Origin of the sequence: Streptomyces sp. NPDC056061 (assembly GCF_042266885.1) — a bacterium.
GTDB lineage: Bacteria > Actinomycetota > Actinomycetes > Streptomycetales > Streptomycetaceae > Streptomyces.
Genome location: NZ_JBHJWQ010000054.1, coordinates 7,290 through 27,045, shown reverse-complemented (window position 1 = coordinate 27,045; position 19,756 = coordinate 7,290). Strand labels below are relative to the sequence as shown.

At 74.0% G+C, this 19,756-nt stretch carries 2 protein-coding genes; both read left to right on the top strand.

Going from position 1 to position 19,756, the window contains the following annotated elements; genetic code table 11:
* Positions 1 to 2,388, top strand: a 2,388-nt coding sequence (locus ACFC79_RS36815) for an SDR family NAD(P)-dependent oxidoreductase (protein WP_376249442.1), incomplete at its 5' end; no start/stop codon positions are given.
* 202 nt (positions 2,389 to 2,590) lie between these two features.
* A complete protein-coding gene (locus tag ACFC79_RS36810) occupies positions 2,591 to 19,684 on the top strand; it encodes an SDR family NAD(P)-dependent oxidoreductase (protein ID WP_376249440.1) in 17,094 nt (5,697 codons plus the stop codon).
* Positions 19,685 to 19,756 lie beyond the last annotated feature (72 nt).

The following is a 19,756-nucleotide window of genomic DNA, read 5'->3' as shown; positions in this document are numbered from 1 at the left end:
GTGGTGGGGTCGTTGCGGCGTGGTGAGGGTGGTCCGGAGCGGTTCTGGTTGTCGCTGGGCGAGGCATGGGCCCGGGGTGTCGAGGTGGACTGGGGGGCGGTGTTCGAGGGCACGGGTGCCCGCAGGACCGACCTGCCCACCTACGCCTTCCAGCACCAGCACCTGTGGCCGCAGGCGGCCGAGCCCGACACCGGTACCGAGACACTGCCGGCCGATGCCGTCGACGCCCGCTTCTGGGAAGCCGTCGAAGCCGAGGACCTGGAGTCGCTCGCCGGGACACTGGAGTTCGGCAGCGACGAGGAACTGTCCTCACTGAGCTCCCTGTTGCCCGCGCTCTCCTCCTGGCACCGCCGGAGCCGCGAACTGTCCGCACTGGACGGCTGGCGCTACCGCGTGACCTGGAAGCCGCTGGCCGAGAGCCGGTCCGTGCGGCTGTCCGGCACCTGGCTGCTGGTCGTACCGGAGTCCGCGCTCGTCGACGACTGGGCGCTCGGCACGGTGCGCACGCTGGTGGAACGCGGTGCCGACGTACGACAGCTCACGCTGAGCGCCGTGGAACTCGACAGGGAAACGGTGACCCGCAGGCTCCGCGAGGAGTCGGACGACGCCACGCCGGTCGCCGGTGTCCTGTCGCTGCTGGCCTTCGACGAGCAGATGGCCCCCGGCACCGACAACGTCAATGCCGGACTCACCGGTTCCGCCGCACTGATCCAGGCGCTGGGCGACGCCGGAATCGACGCGCCGCTGTGGTGCGCCACCCGGGGTGCCGTCTCCGTCAGCCGCTCCGACCGGACGGACAACCCGGCACAGGCGCTCGCCTGGGGCCTGGGCCGCACTGCCGCACTGGAGTACCCGGAGCGCTGGGGCGGTCTCATCGATCTGCCGCAGGCCGCCGATGACCGGGCACTGGCCCGGCTGGTCACGGTCCTCGCGGGAGCCGAGGACGAGGACCAGCTCGCGATCCGCGCCGCGGGCGTCTTCGCCCGCAGGCTGAGTCGTGCCCCGCTGGCCGACGCCGTGCCGGTGCGGGAGTGGCGTCCGTCCGGGACGACGCTGGTGACCGGGGGTACGGGTGCGTTGGGTGCGCAGGTGGCGCGTTGGCTGGCTCGCAACGGTGCCGAGCACCTGGTGCTGACCAGTCGTCGTGGTCCGGACGCGCCGGGCGCGGCCGAGCTGCGCGAGGAACTGACCGCGCTCGGCGCGGAGGTCACCGTCGCCGCCTGTGACGTGGCCGACCGCAAGGCCGTCGAGGCGCTCCTCGCCGCCGTCCCGGCCGACAGGCCGCTCACCGCCGTCGTGCACACCGCCGGTGTCCTCGACGACGGTGTGCTGGACGCCCTGACACCGCAGCGGTTCGCGACGGTGCTCGGCCCCAAGGCCGACGCCGCCCGCCACCTGCACGAGCTCACCCAGGACCTGGACCTCTCCGCGTTCGTGCTGTTCTCCGGCATCGCGGGCACGCTCGGCGACGCCGGACAGGGCAACTACGCAGCGGCCAACGCCTACTTGGATGCCCTGGCCGAGCAGCGCCGGGCCGACGGACTGCCCGCCACCTCGGTGGCCTGGGGTCGCTGGGGCGACACGGGCCTCGCGGCCGGCGGCGCCATCGGCGAGCGGCTGGACCGGGGCGGTGTGCCCGCCATGGCACCGGACTCGGCGATCAGGGCGCTCCAGCAGGCCCTGGACCACACCGACACGGTCGTGGCCGTCGCCGACATCCAGTGGGAACGCTTCACCCACGGCTACACCGCGGTGCGGCCCAGCCCGCTCATCGCCGACCTGCCCGAGGTCAGGCGGCTGATGGACGGCGGCCCGGCCGGTGGCGGCCAGGACGCGGCAGCGGACCCGGCGTCCGCGCTGCGGCAGAAGCTGGCGGGAATGTCCCTGGCCGAACAGTCCCTCACCGTCCTGGAGTTGGTGCGCACCCACGCGGCCGCCGCGCTGGGACACTCCTCGACCGAAGAGGTCGGCGCGGGCCGGGCGTTCAAGGAGCTGGGCTTCGACTCGCTCATCGCCCTCGAACTGCGCAACAGGCTCGGCGCGGCCACCGGGCAGAAACTGCCGGCCACGCTGGTCTTCGACTATCCGACCCCGGCCGTCCTCGCCGAGTTCCTGCGGGCCGAGATCACGCAGGACGGCGGCGCGACGGCGGCAGCACCGGGCATCGCGGAACTGGAGAAGCTGGAATCCGCGCTCTCGGTGCTCGACCCGGCCGCCGAGGACGGCGAGATCCGGGCGGACATCGCCGCCCGGCTCCAGGCCCTGACGGCACGGTGGGAGGCGCCGAGCACACGCGCGGCGGAGACCACCGGCGACACAGTGAAGAAGCTGCAAGAAGCAACGCCCGATGAGGTCTTCGACTTCATCGAGAAAGAACTCGGAATCTAGGGATCCAGTGTGGTGACCGGCAGGGTTCGCCCGGAGAAGACGTCGTCCGGCGCGTGCGAGCGCACGGCGGCCGGAAGTCCCCGCAGCACAGCTGCCAGGGCTTTCGGCCGGCGTGGCGAGCGCGCGTGCCGGGCGGCGCGACGGGGCGAACGCCGCCGGGAGCGGTACGGGGTCCGCGGGCGCAAGGTTTGTGACGAGAAGCATGGGTGAGATTCCAATGGCGGATCAGGACAAGATCCTCGACTACCTCAAGCGGGTAACTGCTGATCTGCACCAGACGCGGCAGCGTCTGCGCGAGGTCGAGTCGCAGGAGCCTGAGCCGATCGCGATCGTGGGCATGAGCTGCCGCTTCCCCGGAGGCGTCAGGTCCCCGGAAGATCTGTGGCAGCTCGTGGCCTCGGGCGGTGACGCCATCGCGGACTTCCCCACGGACCGCGGCTGGGACGTCGAGTCGCTCTTCGACGCCGACCCCGACCAGCAGGGCACCAGCTACACCGACAAGGGCGGATTCCTCGACGGTGCGGGCGAGTTCGACGCCGCGTTCTTCGGGATCTCGCCGCGCGAGACCCTGGGCATGGACCCCCAGCAGCGGCTGCTGTTGGAAACCGCCTGGGAGACGTTCGAGCGGGCCGGGATCGACCCGGCCACGCTGCGCGGCAGCAAGGCCGGGGTGTTCATCGGAACCAACGGCCAGGACTACCCGGAGCTGATGCACCGGCTGCCGCAGGGTGTCGAGCAGTACCTGCTGACCGGCAACGCGGCGAGCGTCATCTCGGGCCGCATCTCCTACACCTTCGGCCTGGAGGGCCCGGCGCTCACCGTCGACACGGCGTGCTCCTCGTCGCTGGTCGCCCTGCACCTCGCCGTTCAGGCGCTGCGCAACGACGAGTGCTCCATGGCGCTCACCGGCGGCGTCACCGTGATGAACAGTCCGCGGGCATTCATCAACTTCAGCCGCCAGCGGGGCCTGGCCCCCGACGGCCGCTGCAAGGCGTTCGCCGACGGCGCCGACGGCACCGGCTGGGGCGAGGGCGTCGGCATGCTCCTCGTGGAGCGGCTCTCCGACGCGCGGAAGAACGGCCACCCGGTCCTCGCGATCGTCCGCGGCTCGGCCATCAACCAGGACGGTGCCAGCAACGGGCTGACCGCCCCCAACGGCCCGTCCCAGCAGCGCGTCATCCGCCAGGCCCTCACCGACGCCCGGCTCACCCCCGCCCAGGTGGACGCCGTCGAGGCACACGGCACCGGCACCAGCCTCGGCGACCCGATCGAGGCACAGGCCCTGCTCGCCACCTACGGCCAGAACCGGCCTGAGGGACGGCCGCTGTGGCTGGGCTCGGTGAAGTCGAACTTCGGCCACACCCAGGCCGCGGCCGGTGTCGCCGGGATCATCAAGATGGTCAAGGCCATCGAACACGGAGTGATCCCCAAGACGCTCCACGTCGACGCACCCTCGCGGGACGTCGACTGGACGGCGGGCGCCGTCGAGCTGCTGACCGACGCCGTCGACTGGCCGGAGACCGGCCAGCCGCGCCGCGCCGGCATCTCGTCCTTCGGTGTGTCCGGCACCAACGCCCACACCGTCATCGAGCAGGCCCCGGCCGAGGACCGGACCGTCGCGGAGGACTCCTCCCCGGCCCGCTGGTCCGGGCTCGGCGGACTGATACCGCTGCTGGTCTCCGGGCAGACCGCGCAGGCGCTCCGGGCCCAGGCCGAGCGGCTCGCCGCCCACATCGAAACCGCTCCCGCGCCGAACCCGACCGACCTCGGCCACTCGCTGGCCACCACCCGCGCCTCCCTCGACCACCGCGCCGTCCTCCTCGCCGGCGACGACGCGGGCCGGGACGAACTGCTGGGCCTGCTGACCGCACTGGCCACCGAGGGCACCTCCGCCGACCTGGTCCGCGGCCAGGTCACCGACGGCAAGACGGCGTTCCTGTTCTCCGGCCAGGGCAGCCAGCGGGCCGGCATGGGCCGCGAGCTGTACGCGGCAGTTCCGGCCTTCGCCGAGGCGCTCGACGCGGTCTGCGCCGAGCTCGACCCGTACCTCGAACGACCGCTGCGCGACGTCATGTTCGACGCCGACTCCACCCTGCTGGACCGGACCGGCTACACCCAGCCCGCCCTCTTCGCCATCGAGGTCGCGCTGTTCCGGCTGCTGGAGGGCTGGGGCGTCCGGCCCGACTTCGTCGTCGGCCACTCCATCGGCGAACTCGCCGCCGCGCATGTGGCGGGTGTGTTGTCCCTGGCGGACGCGGCGAAGCTGGTGGCGGCCCGTGGCCGCCTCATGCAGGAGCTGCCTGCCGGTGGGGCGATGATCGCGGTGCAGGCATCCGAGGAGGAGGTGCTGCCGCTGCTGACCGAGGGCGTGAGCATCGCCGCGCTCAACGGCCCGCAGTCCGTCGTCGTCGCGGGCGACGAGGACGCGACCGCGGCGATCGCCGCCGCCTTCGAGGAGCAGGGGCGCAAGACCAAGCGTCTGACCGTCTCGCACGCGTTCCACTCGCCGCGCATGGACGGCATGCTGGACGCCTTCCGCGAGGTCGCGCAGAGCGTCGACTACCGGGCGCCGGTCATCCCGATCGTCTCCAACCTCACCGGTTCCTCCGTCTCCGCCACCGAGATCTGCACCCCAGACCACTGGGTGCGGCACGTCCGTGAGGCGGTCCGCTTCCACGACGGCATCGCCAGGCTCCAGGAGTACGGCGTCTCCACCTATGTGGAACTCGGCCCCGGCGGCGTCCTCACCGCCATGGCACAGGACTGCGTCACGGCCGGGACCGCGGCCTTCGTGCCGCTGCTGCGTGCCGACCGCCCCGAGGCCAGGGCCCTTGTCACCGCACTGGCACAGGCCCACACGCACGGCGTCGACATCGACTGGACCGCTGTCTTCGCCGGTTCCGGCGGCCGCCGCGTGGAGCTCCCCACCTACGCCTTCCAGCGCGAGCTGTACTGGCCGGAGCCCGCCGGCCACTGGACCGGTGACGTCACCGCCGCCGGACTCGGCTCCGCCGACCATCCGCTGCTCGGCGCCGCGGTCTCCCTCGCCGACGCCGCCGGATTCCTGTTCACCGGGCGGCTCTCGCTCGCCACCCACCCCTGGCTCGCCGACCACGCCGTGATGGACACGGTGCTGCTGCCCGGCACCGCCTTCGTGGAACTCGCCGTCCGGGCCGGTGACCACGCCGGCTGCGACGTCCTTGAGGAACTCACCCTGGAGGCGCCGCTGGTACTGCCCCCGCAGGGCGGCGTGCAGCTTCAGGTGACCGTCGGCGCCCCGGACGGCTCCGGCCGCCGCTCACTGACCCTGCACTCCCGCCCGGAGGAGTCCGCCGACGGCACCGGCTGGGGCGAGGGGGAATGGACCCGGCACGCCACCGGTGTGCTCGCCACCGGTGCCACCGCCCCCGCCACCGACCTCACCGCCTGGCCCCCGGCCGACGCCACCGAGGTTCCCATCGACGGCCTCTACGACTGGCTCGCCGATACCGGCTTCGCCTACGGCCCGGTCTTCCAGGGACTCAGGGCCGCCTGGCAGCACGGCGACGACGTCTACGCCGAGGTCCGCCTCCCGGACAGCGCCCACGAGGAGGCCGGCCTGTTCGGCCTGCACCCGGCGCTGCTCGACGCGGCCCTGCACGGCGTCGGCATCGGCTCCCTGCTGGAACCCACCGAACACGGAAGGCTGCCGTTCTCCTGGAGCGGGGTGGCACTGCACGCCATCGGCGCCACCGCGCTGCGCGTGCGCCTGTCGCCCGCCGGTCAGGACACCGTCTCCGTCCTGGTGGCCGACGAGAGCGGGGCGCCGGTCGCCTCCGTCGACGCGCTGCTGCTGCGCCCCGTCTCCCCGGAGCAGGTGCACGCCGCCCGCTCCACCTTCCACGACTCCCTCTTCCGCGTCGAATGGACCCCGGCGCCGGTCCCGGCCGCCACCACCGTCGCCGCCGGACAGTGGGCGCTGCTGGGCGACACGCCCCTGCCCGAGCTGGCCGCCGCACTGCCCACCGCCGCCGCCTACCCCGACCTTGCCGCGCTCGCCGAGGCCGTCACCGCCGGCACCCCCCTCCCGCAGGCAGTCGTCGTGCCGTTCTTCGGTCCCGGCACGGACACCGAGGGCGCCCCCGAACCGGCCGCCGACCTGCGGGCCGCGCTGCACCGCACCCTCGCACTGGCCCAGGACTGGCTCGCCGACGACCGGTTCACCGGCTCCCGGCTCGTCGTCGCCACCCGCAACGCCGTCGCCACCACCGCCACCGCGGACGTCGACGACCTCGCGCACGCACCGCTGTGGGGCCTGCTGCGCTCCGCCCAGACGGAGAACCCCGACCGTTTCGTCCTGCTCGACGTGGACGGCCGCGACGAGTCCTACCGGGCACTGCCCACCGCCCTCGCCTCCGACGAACCGCAGCTCGCCGTCCGCGCCGGGTCCGTGGTCGCACCGCGACTGGCCCGCGTCGCCGCCGACACCGCACACACCGTCCCCGCCCTCGACCCCCGGGGCACCGCCCTGGTCACCGGCGCCACCGGCACCCTGGGCGGTCTGGTCGCCCGGCACCTGGTCGCCGAGCACGGGGTGCGGAACCTGCTGCTGCTCAGCCGCCGCGGCACCGCCGCCCGGGGCGCCGACACACTCGTCGCCGAACTGCGCGAGCTGGGCGCCGAAGTGACCCTCGCCGCCTGCGACGTGGCCGACCGGGACGCGCTGGCCGCGGTCCTGGCCGCCGTCCCGGCCGAGCACCCGCTCACCGCCGTCGTGCACACCGCCGGTGTGCTGGACGACGGCGTGTTCGACTCGCTCACCCCCGAGCGCATCGACCGGGTGCTGCCGCCGAAGACCGACGGCGCGCTCCACCTGCACGAGCTGACCCGCGAGCTGGACCTCGCCGCGTTCGTGCTGTTCTCCGCCGCCGCGGGCACCCTCGGCGGACCCGGTCAGGCCAACTACGCCGCCGCCAACGCCTTCCTGGACGCCCTCGCCCAGCGCCGCCGCGCCCGGGGACTGCCCGCCACCGCCCTCGCCTGGGGCCTGTGGGCCGAGCGAAGCGGCATGACCGGGGACCTCGACGACACCGACATCCGGCGCATCACCCGCGCCGGCGTCGCGGCCCTGTCCTCCGAGGACGGCCTGACCCTGCTGGACACCGCCCTGGCCGTGGGCGACCCCGCCCTCGTGCCCATGCACCTGGACCTCGCACCGCTGCGCCGGGCCACCGACGCGAGCCAGGTGCCCGCGATCCTGCGCGGCCTGGTGCGCCTGCCCGGCCGCCGGGTCGTCGAGACGGGCGGCGCCACCCCCGTCGGCGGGCTCGCCGAGCGCCTGCTCGGCCTGTCCGTGCCCGAGCGCGACGAATTCCTGCTGGAACTCGTCCGCACCCAGGTCGCCGCCGTGCTCGGCTACGCCGGGCCGGAGGCCGTCGACGCGGGCCGGGCCTTCAAGGAACTGGGCTTCGACTCGCTCACCGCCGTCGAACTGCGCAACCGCATCGGCGCCGTGACCTCCGTCCGCCTCCCGGCCACCCTCGTCTTCGACTACCCGACGCCCACCGCCCTGGCCGGCTTCCTGCGCGTCGAGATCCTCGGCGACGACGCCGACAGCGCCGCCCCGGCGACCGTCACGGCTCTCGCCGACGACGAGCCGATCGCCATCGTCGGCATGAGCTGCCGCTACCCGGGCGGAATCGCCAGCCCCGAGGAACTGTGGCAGTTCGTCCTCGGCGCCAACGACGCCATCTCCGGCTTCCCGACCGACCGCGGCTGGCAGCTGGACGGACTCCAGAGCGACGACCAGGGAGCCGTCGGCACCAGCGCCACCATCGAGGGTGGATTCCTCTACGACGCGGGCGACTTCGACCCGGACTTCTTCGGGATCAACCCCCGTGAGGCGCTGGCCATGGACCCGCACCAGCGGCTGCTGCTGGAGACCTCCTGGGAGGTCTTCGAGCGGGCGGGCATCGACCCGGCCTCGGTGCGCGGCAGCAGGACCGGTGTGTTCGCGGGCGTCATGTACCACGACTACCTGTCCCGGCTGACCGCCCTGCCCGAGGGTCTGGAGGGCTACCTGGGCACCGGTACCGCGGGCAGCGTCGCCTCCGGCCGCATCGCCTACACCTTCGGCCTGGAGGGCCCGGCGGTCACCATCGACACCGCCTGCTCCTCGTCGCTGGTCGCCCTGCACCTCGCCGCCCAGGCACTGCGCAACGGCGAGTGCACCATGGCATTGGCCGGTGGTGTGACCGTCATGGCCACCCCGGACACCTTCATCGACTTCAGCCGCCAGGGCGGCCTGTCCACCAGCGGCCGGTGCAAGTCCTTCGCCGCGTCGGCGGACGGCACCGGCTGGTCCGAGGGAGCGGGCATGCTCCTCGTGGAACGCCTCTCCGACGCCCGGAAGAACGGCCACCCCGTCCTCGCCGTCGTGCGCGGCACGGCGGTGAACCAGGACGGTGCCAGCAACGGCCTCACCGCCCCGAACGGCCCCTCCCAGCAGCGCGTCATCCGGCAGGCGCTGGCCAACGCGGGCGTCCCGGCCACCGAGGTCGACGTCGTCGAGGCGCACGGCACGGGAACCACGCTGGGCGACCCGATCGAGGCGCAGGCGCTGCTCGCCACCTACGGTCGCGAGAAGTCCGCGGACCAGCCCCTGCTGCTGGGCTCCATCAAGTCGAACCTGGGCCACACCCAGGCCGCTGCCGGTGTCGCGGGCATCATCAAGATGGTCATGGCGATGCGCCACGGTGTGCTGCCGCAGACGCTGCATGTCGACGAGCCGTCGCCGCACGTGGACTGGGAGGCGGGCGCGGTCTCGCTGCTCACCGAGTCGGTGGCGTGGCCGGAGACCGGTCACCCCCGCCGCGCGGGCATCTCCTCGTTCGGTGTGTCGGGTACCAATGCGCACACGATCATCGAGCAGGCCCCGGAGCCGGAGGCCGTCGCGGAATCCGCCGCGGGCGCGCCGTCGCGCGAGTCCGGCGTGCTGCCGTGGGTGCTGTCCGCCAGGAGCACGGAGGCGCTGCGCGCCCAGGCCGAGCGGCTGCTCGCCCACATCGCGCGGTTCCCCGGGCAGCGGTCCCTGGATCTCGGTCACTCGCTGGCCACCACCCGGACCGCCCTCGATCACCGTGCGGTGGTCGTGGGCCGGGACCGGGCCGCGCTGGTCGCGGGCCTGGAGTCCCTGGCGCGCGGCGAGTCCGCGTCGCACCTGGTCGAGGACGTGGTGGCCGATGGCAGGACGGCGTTCCTGTTCACCGGCCAGGGCAGCCAGCGCCTCGGCATGGGCCGTGAACTGTACGAGACGTTCCCCGTGTTCGCTCAGGCGCTGGACGCGGTCTGCGACGAGTTGGATCGGCATCTCGAACAGCCTCTGAAGACCGTGCTGTTCGGTGACGACGCCGAGGCGCTGGACCGGACGGGTTTCACTCAGCCTGCGTTGTTCGCGGTCGAGGTGGCGTTGTTCCGTCTCGTCGAGGCATGGGGTCTGCGTCCGGACTTCCTGTCCGGGCACTCCATCGGTGAGCTGGCTGCCGCGCATGTCTCCGGCGTGATGTCCCTGGCGGATGCGGCGAAGCTGGTTGCTGCGCGTGGCCGGTTGATGCAGGAGCTGCCTGCCGGTGGTGCGATGGTGGCGGTGCAGGCGTCGGAGGACGAGGTGCTGCCGCTGCTGGTCGAGGGTGTGAGCATCGCCGCGCTGAACGGTCCGCAGTCCGTCGTGGTCGCGGGTGACGAGGACGCCGCCGAAGCGATCGCCGCCGGTTTCGAGGCGCGGGGTCGCAAGACCAAGCGCCTCACCGTCTCCCACGCCTTCCACTCGCCGCGCATGGACGGCATGCTCGACGCGTTCCGCGAGGTCGCGGAGAGCATCGCGTACGAGGCGCCGCGCATCCCGATCGTCTCCAACCTCACCGGGGACCTGGTCTCCGCCGAGGAGATCACCACCGCGGACTTCTGGGTGCGGCACGTCCGCGAGGCGGTCCGCTTCCTCGACGGCATCCGCGCACTCGAAGCCCAGGGCGTCACCACCTTCGTCGAACTCGGGCCCGACGGTGTGCTCACCGCCATGGCACAGGACTGCGCCACCGGGGACGACACGTCGTTCGCCGCGACGCTGCGCGCGGGCCGTCCCGAGGCGGAGTCCCTGACCGCCGCCGTCGCACGCGCACACGCCCGTGGTCTGACGGTGGACTGGGACGCGTTCTTCGCCGGTACCGGTGCCGCACGGGTGGAGCTCCCCACGTACGCCTTCCAGCGCCGCCGTTTCTGGCTGCGCTCGCCCGCGGGCGCCGTGGGCGACGTGGAGTCGGCGGGCCTGGGCCGCGCCGACCACCCGCTGCTCGGCGCGGCCGTCCCGCTCGCCGACTCCGACGGATTCCTGTTCACCGGACGGCTCTCGCTGGAGACCCACCCGTGGCTCGCCGACCACGCCGTCATGGGCACCGTGCTGCTGCCCGGCACCGCCTTCGTGGAGCTGGCCGTACGGGCCGGCGACCAGGTCGGCTGCGACCGGCTGGACGAACTGACCATCGAGGCGCCGCTGATCCTCCCCGAACACGGCGCGCTCCAGCTCCAGATCCTGGTCGGCGCCACCCTCGACGCCGGTCACCGCACGGTCGAGCTGTACTCGCGGGCCCAGGACGCAGCCGCCGAGGAGCCGTGGACCCGGCACGCCAGTGGGATACTGACCACCGGTGCCCCGCAGCCGTCGTTCGACCTCGCCGCGTGGCCGCCGCCCGGTGCCGAGGCCGCCGCGGTCGAGGGACTCTACGAGCACCTGGCCCAGGGCGGTTTCGCCTACGGACCCGTCTTCCAGGGGCTCAAGGCCGCCTGGCTGCGCGACGACGAGGTCTTCGCCGAGGTCGAACTCCCCGAGGACCGGCGGTCCGAGGCCGCCGCCTTCGGACTCCACCCGGCGCTGCTGGACGCCGCGCTGCACTCCACCTTCGCCCGTCAGGGAGGCGACGAACAGGGCAGGCTGCCGTTCTCCTGGAGCGGTGTGTCGCTCTACGCGGTCGGCGCAGGCACCCTGCGGGTCCACCTCAGCCCGGCAGGCGCCGACGGGGTGTCCCTGGAACTCGCCGACGCCACCGGGGCACCGGTGGCCGCCGTGGAACACCTGGCGCTGCGCCCGGTCGCGGCGGGCTCGCTCGGCGGACGCACCGCCGCACACCATGAATCGCTGTTCCGGCTCGACTGGGCCACCGTGCCGGTGCCCGCCGCCTCCGCGGACTCCGTGTCGTGGGCGGTGCTGCGCACCGACGGCGCTCCCTCGGTGCCGGTGGCGGGAGCATCCGTCCACGCCGACCTGGACGCCCTCGCCGAGGCCGTCGGGAACGGCGCCGAGGCACCCGCCTTCGTCCTGGCGCACTGCACCCCGCGGCGCGTCGCCGACGACGAGGTGACCGGGGCCGTCCACACCGCCGTGCGGGACGCGCTCGCGCTGGTGCAGGAGTGGCTGGAGGACGAGCGCTTCGCCGAGTCCCGGCTGGTCCTGGTCACCCGGGGCGCGGTCGCCACCCAGAGCGACGCCGGGGTGCACGACCTGGCACACGCCCCGGTGTGGGGCCTGGTCCGCTCGGCGCAGTCGGAGAACCCGGACCGGCTGGTCCTGGCCGACCTCGACGACGACACCTCCGACGAGGAACTCGCCGCCGCGCTCGCCTCCGGCGAACCGCAGTTCGCGCTGCGCCGCGGCACCGCGCACGCCCCGCGGCTGGCGCGCGTCCCCTCCGCCGGTGCCATGGTCCCGCCGGCCGGCGAACCGGCCTGGCGGCTGGACATCCTGGACAAGGGCACGCTGGAGAACCTGACCCTGCTGCCGACCCCGGAGGCCACCGCCCCGCTGGAGGCCGGACAGGTGCGGGTCGCGGTCCGCGCCGCCGGTGTGAACTTCCGCGACGTCCTCAACGCCCTGGGCATGTACCCCGGCGACGCCGGGCTGATGGGCAGCGAGGGCGCCGGTGTGGTCCTGGAGACCGGACCCGGCGTCACCGACCTGGCCCCCGGCGACCGCGTCATGGGCATGCTGCCCGGCGGCTTCGGACCCCTGGTGGTCGTCGACCGCAGGATGATCGCCCCGATGCCGGGCAGCTGGACGTTCGCCGAGGCGGCGTCCGTCCCCATCGTCTTCATGACGGCGTACTACGCGCTGCGCGACCTCGCCGACCTGAGGGGCGGCGAATCGCTCCTGGTCCACGCCGCAGCGGGCGGCGTCGGCATGGCCGCCGTGCAACTCGCCCGGCACTGGGGCGTGGACGTCTACGCCACCGCCAGTCCCGGCAAGTGGGACACCCTGCGCTCGCTGGGCCTCGCCGAGGACCGCATCGCCTCCTCCCGCGACCTGGCCTTCGAGGAGAAGTTCCGCGAGGCCAGCGAGGGCCGCGGCGTCGACGTCGTCCTCGACTCGCTGGCGCGCGAGTTCGTCGACGCCTCGCTGCGGCTGCTGCCGCGCGGCGGCCGGTTCGTCGAGATGGGCAAGACCGACGTGCGGCTGCCGGAAGACGTCGCCGCCACCTACCCGGGCGTCTCCTACCAGGCGTTCGACCTGACCGAGGCCGGACTCGACCGCATCCAGGACATGCTCCGCGAACTGCTGGAGCTGTTCGACCGCGGCGCCCTGACCCCACCGCCGATCACCTCGTGGGACGTGCGACAGGCCCCGGACGCCTTCCGCTACCTCAGCCAGGCCCGGCACATCGGCAAGGTCGTGCTGACCGTGCCCGCCGCCTGGAACCCGGACGGCACCGTCCTGATCACCGGCGGCACCGGCACCCTCGGCGGCCTGGTCGCCCGGCACGCGGTCACCGAGCGCGGCGCCCGACACCTGCTGCTCACCAGCCGCCGCGGCGAACGGGCCGCGGGCGCCGCCGAACTCGCCGCGGAACTGCGCGAACTGGGCGCCGAGGTGACCATCGCCGCCTGCGACGCCGCCGACCGGGAGGCGCTCGCCGCCGTCCTGGCCGCCGTCCCGGCCCAGCACCCGCTGACCGCCGTCGTGCACACCGCCGGTGTGCTGGACGACGGCGTGGTCGGCTCGCTGACCCCGGAACGGCTGGAAAAGGTGCTCCGCCCGAAGGTGGACGCCGCCGTCAACCTGCACGAGCTGACCAGGGACCACGACCTCGCCGACTTCGTGCTGTTCTCCTCCGCCGCCGGAACCTTCGGCGGCGCGGGCCAGGCCAACTACGCCGCCGCCAACTCCTTCCTGGACGCCCTGGCCCGGCACCGGCACACCCGGGGCCTGGCCGCCACCTCGCTGGCCTGGGGGCTGTGGGCCGAGGCCAGCGGCATGACCGGCGAACTCGACGTGACCGACAAGTCCCGGATGAGCCGGTCCGGCGTGCTCGGGCTGTCCTCGGACGAGGGCCTCGCCCTGTTCGACGCCGCCCACCAGGTGGGCGAGGCACTCCTGGTGCCCATGCAACTCGACCTGGCCCCGCTGGCCGGTGCCCCCATCGGCATGGTGCCCGCGCTGCTGCGCGGTCTCGTGCGCGGCGGCACCACGCGGCGCACCGCCGAGACGGGCACCGGTTCCGACGCCGCCTCGCTGGTGGAGCGGCTGGTCCGGCTGCCCGAGGCGGAACGCGACGCGGCCCTGCTGGAACTGGTGCGCACCCAGGTCGCCGTCGTCCTCGGCCACGACTCGCCCGACGCGGTCGAGGCGAGCCGGGCGTTCAAGGACCTCGGCTTCGACTCGCTGACCGCCGTCGAGTTCCGCAACCGGCTCGGTGCCGCCGCCGGACTGCGCCTCCCGGCCACCCTGGTCTTCGACTACCCGTCGCCGACCGCCCTGGCGGGCTACCTCCGTGACGAACTGCTCGGCTCCGCGGCTGCCGCCGCCCTGCCCGAGCGGACCGGTGCGGGCGGCGGAACCGCCGAGGACGACGACCCGATCGCGATCGTCGCGATGAGCTGCCGCTTCCCCGGCGACGTCCATACCCCCGAGGACCTGTGGGAGCTGCTCGCCGAGGGCCGCGATGGCATGTCGCACCTGCCCACGGAGCGCGGCTGGGACATCGAGGGGCTCTACGACCCCGACCCGGACCGGCCCGGCACCTCCTACGCCCGCGAGGGCGGCTTCGTCTACGACGCCCACCACTTCGACCCGGCGTTCTTCGGGATCAACCCCCGCGAGGCGCTGGCCATGGACCCGCAGCAGCGGCTGCTGCTGGAAACCTCCTGGGAGGCGTTCGAGCGGGCCGGAATCGACCCGGTGGGGCTGCGCGGTCAGCAGGTCGGCGTCTTCGTCGGCCAGATGCACAACGACTACGTCTCGCGGCTCCGTACCTTCCCCGAAGGCGTCGAGGGCTACCTCGGCACCGGCGGCTCCAGCTCCATCGCCTCGGGCCGGGTGTCGTACACCTTCGGCTTCGAGGGCCCGGCCGTCACCGTCGACACCGCCTGCTCCTCGTCGCTGGTGGCGCTGCACCTGGCGGCGCAGGCGCTGCGCAACGGCGAATGCAGCCTCGCGCTGGCCGGTGGCGTCACCATCATCACCACGCCCACCGTGTTCACCGAGTTCAGCCGCCAGCGCGGTCTTGCCGCGAACGGCCGCTGCAAGCCCTTCGCCGCCGCCGCCGACGGCACGGCCTGGGGCGAGGGCGTCGGCATGCTGCTCGTGGAGCGGCTGTCCGACGCCCGGCGAAACGGCCACGAGGTGCTGGCCGTCGTGCGGGGTACCGCCGTCAACCAGGACGGTGCGAGCAATGGCCTGACGGCGCCGAACGGCCCGTCGCAGCAGCGCGTCATCCGGCAGGCCCTCGCCAACGCCGGTCTGTCGGCGTCCGAGGTGGACGCGGTCGAGGCGCACGGCACCGGGACGACGCTGGGCGACCCGATCGAGGCACAGGCCCTGCTGGCCGCCTACGGTCAGGACCGCCCCGAGGACCGCCCACTGTTCCTCGGCTCCATCAAGTCCAACTTCGGCCACACCCAGGCCGCCGCCGGTGTCGCGGGCGTCATCAAGATGGTGCTGGCGATGCGGCACGGTCTGCTGCCGCAGTCCCTGCACGTCGACGCGCCCTCGCCGCACGTCGACTGGGAGGCGGGCGCCGTCGAACTGCTCGCCGAGGCCCGGCCGTGGCCCGCCACCGGGCGGGCCCGCAGGGCGGGCGTGTCCTCCTTCGGCATGAGCGGTACCAACGCGCACGCCATCATCGAGCAGGCACCGGTGGACGACACCGCGGACACCGAGCCCGGCACCCGGGAACCCGGCGCACTGCCGTGGGTGCTCTCCGCCAAGGACCCCGAGGCGCTGCGCGCCCAGGGCGCACGGCTGCTGGCCCACCTGCGGACCGCCGAACGGCCGGCCGCCGTCGCCGACATCGGTCACGCGCTGGCCACCGCACGCTCCTCCTTCGAGCACCGCGCGGTGCTCGTGGCCCGCGAACGGGACGACTTCCTGGCCGGCCTGGAAGCACTCGCCGAGGGCCGCCCCGCCGCCACCGTGGTCCAGGGGCAGGCAACCGACGGCAGGACGGCGTTCCTGTTCACCGGCCAGGGCAGCCAGCGGCTCGGCATGGGCCGTGAGCTGTACGAGGCGTTCCCCGTCTTCGCCCGCGCGCTGGACGCGGTGTGCGCCCACCTGGACCCGCTCCTGGAACGGCCGCTGAAGGACGTGCTGTTCGGCGAGGACGCCGAGGAGCTGAACCGGACCGGCTTCACCCAGCCCGCCCTGTTCGCCGTCGAGGTCGCGCTGTACCGCCTCACCGAGTCCTGGGGGCTGAAGGCCGACTTCCTCTCCGGGCACTCCATCGGCGAGCTCGCCGCCGCCCACGCGGCGGGTGTGCTGTCCCTGGCGGACGCGGCGAAGCTGGTCGCGGCACGCGGCAGGCTCATGCAGGAACTCCCCGCGGGCGGCGCCATGATCGCCGTGCAGGCATCCGAGGACGAGGTGACGCCGCTCACCGGCAAGCGGGTCGGCATCGCCGCGCTCAACGGACCGTCGTCCGTGGTGATCGCGGGCGACGAGGACGCGGCACTGGAGATCGCCGAAGCCTTCGAGGCACAGGGCCGCAAGACCAAGCGCCTCACCGTCAGCCACGCCTTCCACTCCCCGCACATGGACGGCATGCTGGACGCCTTCCGCCAGGTCGCCGAGGGCCTGAGCTACGCGGCGCCCCGGATTCCGGTCGTCTCCGGCCTGACCGGCGCCGTGGTCCCGGCCGAGGAGATCGCCACCGCCGACTTCTGGGTGCGGCACGTCCGTGAGGCCGTCCGCTTCCTGGACGCGGCCCGGACCCTGGAGGCGCAGGGCGTCACCACCTTCGTGGAGCTGGGCCCGGACGGGGTGCTCACCGCGATGGCGCAGGACTGCGTCACCGGTGACGGGCTGTCCTTCGTCGCCGCGCTGCGCGCCGGCCGCCCCGAGCCCGAAACCTTCGTGGCCGCGCTCGGCGGCGCCCACGTCCGGGGCGCGGCCCCGGACTGGGACGCGGTGTTCGCCGGAACCGGCGCCCGGCGGGCGGAGCTGCCGACCTACGCCTTCCAGCGCCGGCCGTTCTGGCTGTCGAACGGCCCGGACGGCGGCGACGCCGCCTCGATCGGCCTGCACGCCGCCGACCACCCGCTGCTCGGCGCGGCCCTGGACCTTCCCGACTCCGACGGCGTCGCCTTCACCGGCAGGCTGTCGCTGGCCACCCACCCCTGGCTGGCCGACCACGCGGTGATGGGCACGGTCCTGCTGCCGGGCACCGCCTTCGTGGAGCTGGCGCTCCGTGCGGGCGAGCACGTCGGCTGCGACCGACTTGACGAACTGACCCTGGAAGCCCCGCTGGTCCTGCCCGAGCAGGGCGGTGTGCAGCTGCGGCTGTCGCTGGCCGCCGACGAGGCGGGCCGCCGGGCACTGACGCTGCACTCCCGCGCGGAGAACGCCCCGGCCGACGAACCGTGGCTGCGGCACGCCACCGGTGCGCTGATGGTGGGCGACGCCGCGGTACCGGCGTTCGACCTGAGCCAGTGGCCGCCGACGGACGCGGAACCCATCGGTACCGACGGCCTGTACGAGGGTCTCGCCGACTCCGGCTTCGGCTACGGACCGGTCTTCCAGGGGCTCACGGCCGCCTGGCGGCGCGGCGACGAGGTGTTCGCCGAGGTGCGGCTGCCCGACGGGGCGGAAGCCGACGCGAAGACCTTCGGACTCCACCCCGCCCTGCTGGACGCGGCACTCCACGCCCTGGGCCTGGCCGCCGCCGAGTCCGGCGGCCAGGGGCGGCTGCCGTTCTCCTGGACCGGGGTCTCGCTGCACGCCGTCGGCGCCTTCGCGCTGCGGGTCCGGCTGACCACGGCGGACAACGGCACGGTGGCCCTGGAACTCGCCGACGCGACAGGTGCACCGGTGGCCTCGGTGGCCGGTCTCGCGCTGCGCACGGTGGCTCCGGAACAACTCGGTGCCGGGGCCGGAGGCGGCCTCAAGGACGCGCTGTTCCGGGTGGAATGGACACCCGTCCCGGCGCGGGCCGACGCCGCCGCGACCGACCGGTGGGCGGCCGTGGGCACCGACGTGCTCGGGCTCACCGCCCACGCGGACCTGGCCGCGCTGGCGGCCGCGACGGAATCGGGCGAACCGGCACCGGAGTTCGTTTTCGTGACGCCCGGCCCGGTCGGCGGCGGCGAAATGGCCGCCGAGACGCACGAGGTCTGCGCGGGGCTGCTGGACGTGATGCGGGCCTGGTCGGCCGACGAGCGGTTCGGCGACGCCGCGCTCGTCGTGCTGACCTCCCGCTCGGTGATCGCCGCCGACGGCGACGCGATGCCGCACCCCGCCGTCGCCGCGGCGCTCGGTCTGGCACGGACCGCCCAGCAGGAGAACCCGGACCGCATCCTCCTGGTGGACACCGACGGCCGGGGCGACCCGCGCACGACGGTCGCCGCCGCACTTGCGGCCGGCGAGCCGCAGGTGGCCGTCCGCGACGGCGCGGTCCTGGCACCGCGACTGGCCCGCACGGCGGCCGCGGAGCAGGCCACGGCCCCCGACCTCGCGGGCACGGTGCTGGTCACCGGCGCGAGCGGCATGCTGGGCGGTCTGCTGGCCCGGCACCTGGTCGCCGAACACGGCGCCCGCCACCTGCTGCTGGTCAGCCGCCGCGGCCAGGACGCCCCCGGCGCCGCCGGGCTCGGCTCCGAACTCGCCGCGGCGGGCGCGACCGTCACCTGGGCGGCCTGCGACGTCGCCGACCGGGAGGCCCTGGCCGCCGTGCTGGACGCGATCCCGGCCGACCGCCCGCTGACCGCAGTCGTGCACACCGCAGGTGTGCTGGACGACGGGGTGATCGGCTCCCTGACACCGGACCGTCTCGCCCGGGTGTTCCGGCCCAAGGTCGACGCGGCCTGGAACCTGCACGAACTGACGCGGGACCTGGACCTGTCCGCGTTCGTCCTGTTCTCCTCCGCCGCCGGTGTGTTCGGTGGCGCCGGCCAGGGCAACTACGCGGCCGCCAACTCCTTCCTGGACGCGCTGGCCCAGCACCGCCGGGAGAACGGCCTGACCGCCACCTCCCTCGCCTGGGGCCTGTGGGCCGAGGGCGGCATGGGCGGCGCGCTGGACGAGGCGGAGACCGCCCGGATCCGGCGCGGCGGCATCGTCCCGCTCACCGCCGAACAGGGCCTGGAACTGTTCGACGCCGCAGTCCGGACGGACGAGGCGGTACTGGTCCCGATGCCACTGGACCTCGCCGCGCTGCGCGCCCTGGCGGGCGGCGGCATGCTGCCGCCGCTCTTCCGCGGCCTGGTCCGGGTGCCGGTGCGCCGCGCCGTCGAGTCCGCCGACGCGGCGGCGGCCGGAGCCGAGGCGCTGCTGCGGCGGCTGGCCGGGCTCACCGTGCCCGAGCGGGACGAGGCACTGGTGGAGCTGGTCTGCACCCAGGTGGCGCTCGTGCTCGGCTACCCCGGGCCCGAAACGGTCGACCCGGCACGCTCGTTCAGCGAGGTCGGCTTCGACTCGCTCACCGCGGTGGAACTGCGCAACCGCCTGGGCGCGGCCACCGGCGTGCGCCTGCCGGCCACGCTCATCTTCGACTACCCGACCGTCAACGCACTGGTCCAGTTCCTGCGCGGCGAACTCGTCCCGGACGGCGCGAACGCGGTGGCCCCGCTGCTCGCCGAGCTCGACCGGCTGGAGGCGTCCCTCGTGGGGGCCGAACCGGACGACGAGGGCCGTACCAGGATCACCGCACGACTCCAGGCCCTGCTGACCAGGTGGAGCGACGACCGAGGACCGGAGGACGGAGCCGACGTCACCGACGAGATCGAATCGGCGACGGACGACGACCTCTTCGAATTCATCGGCAAGGAATTCGGGATCTCCTGACTGTGACCGCGACCGTGACCGGCATGAGCGCCCCGACCACGCGGCGGAGCCGCCTGTCGTATGCACCGGATT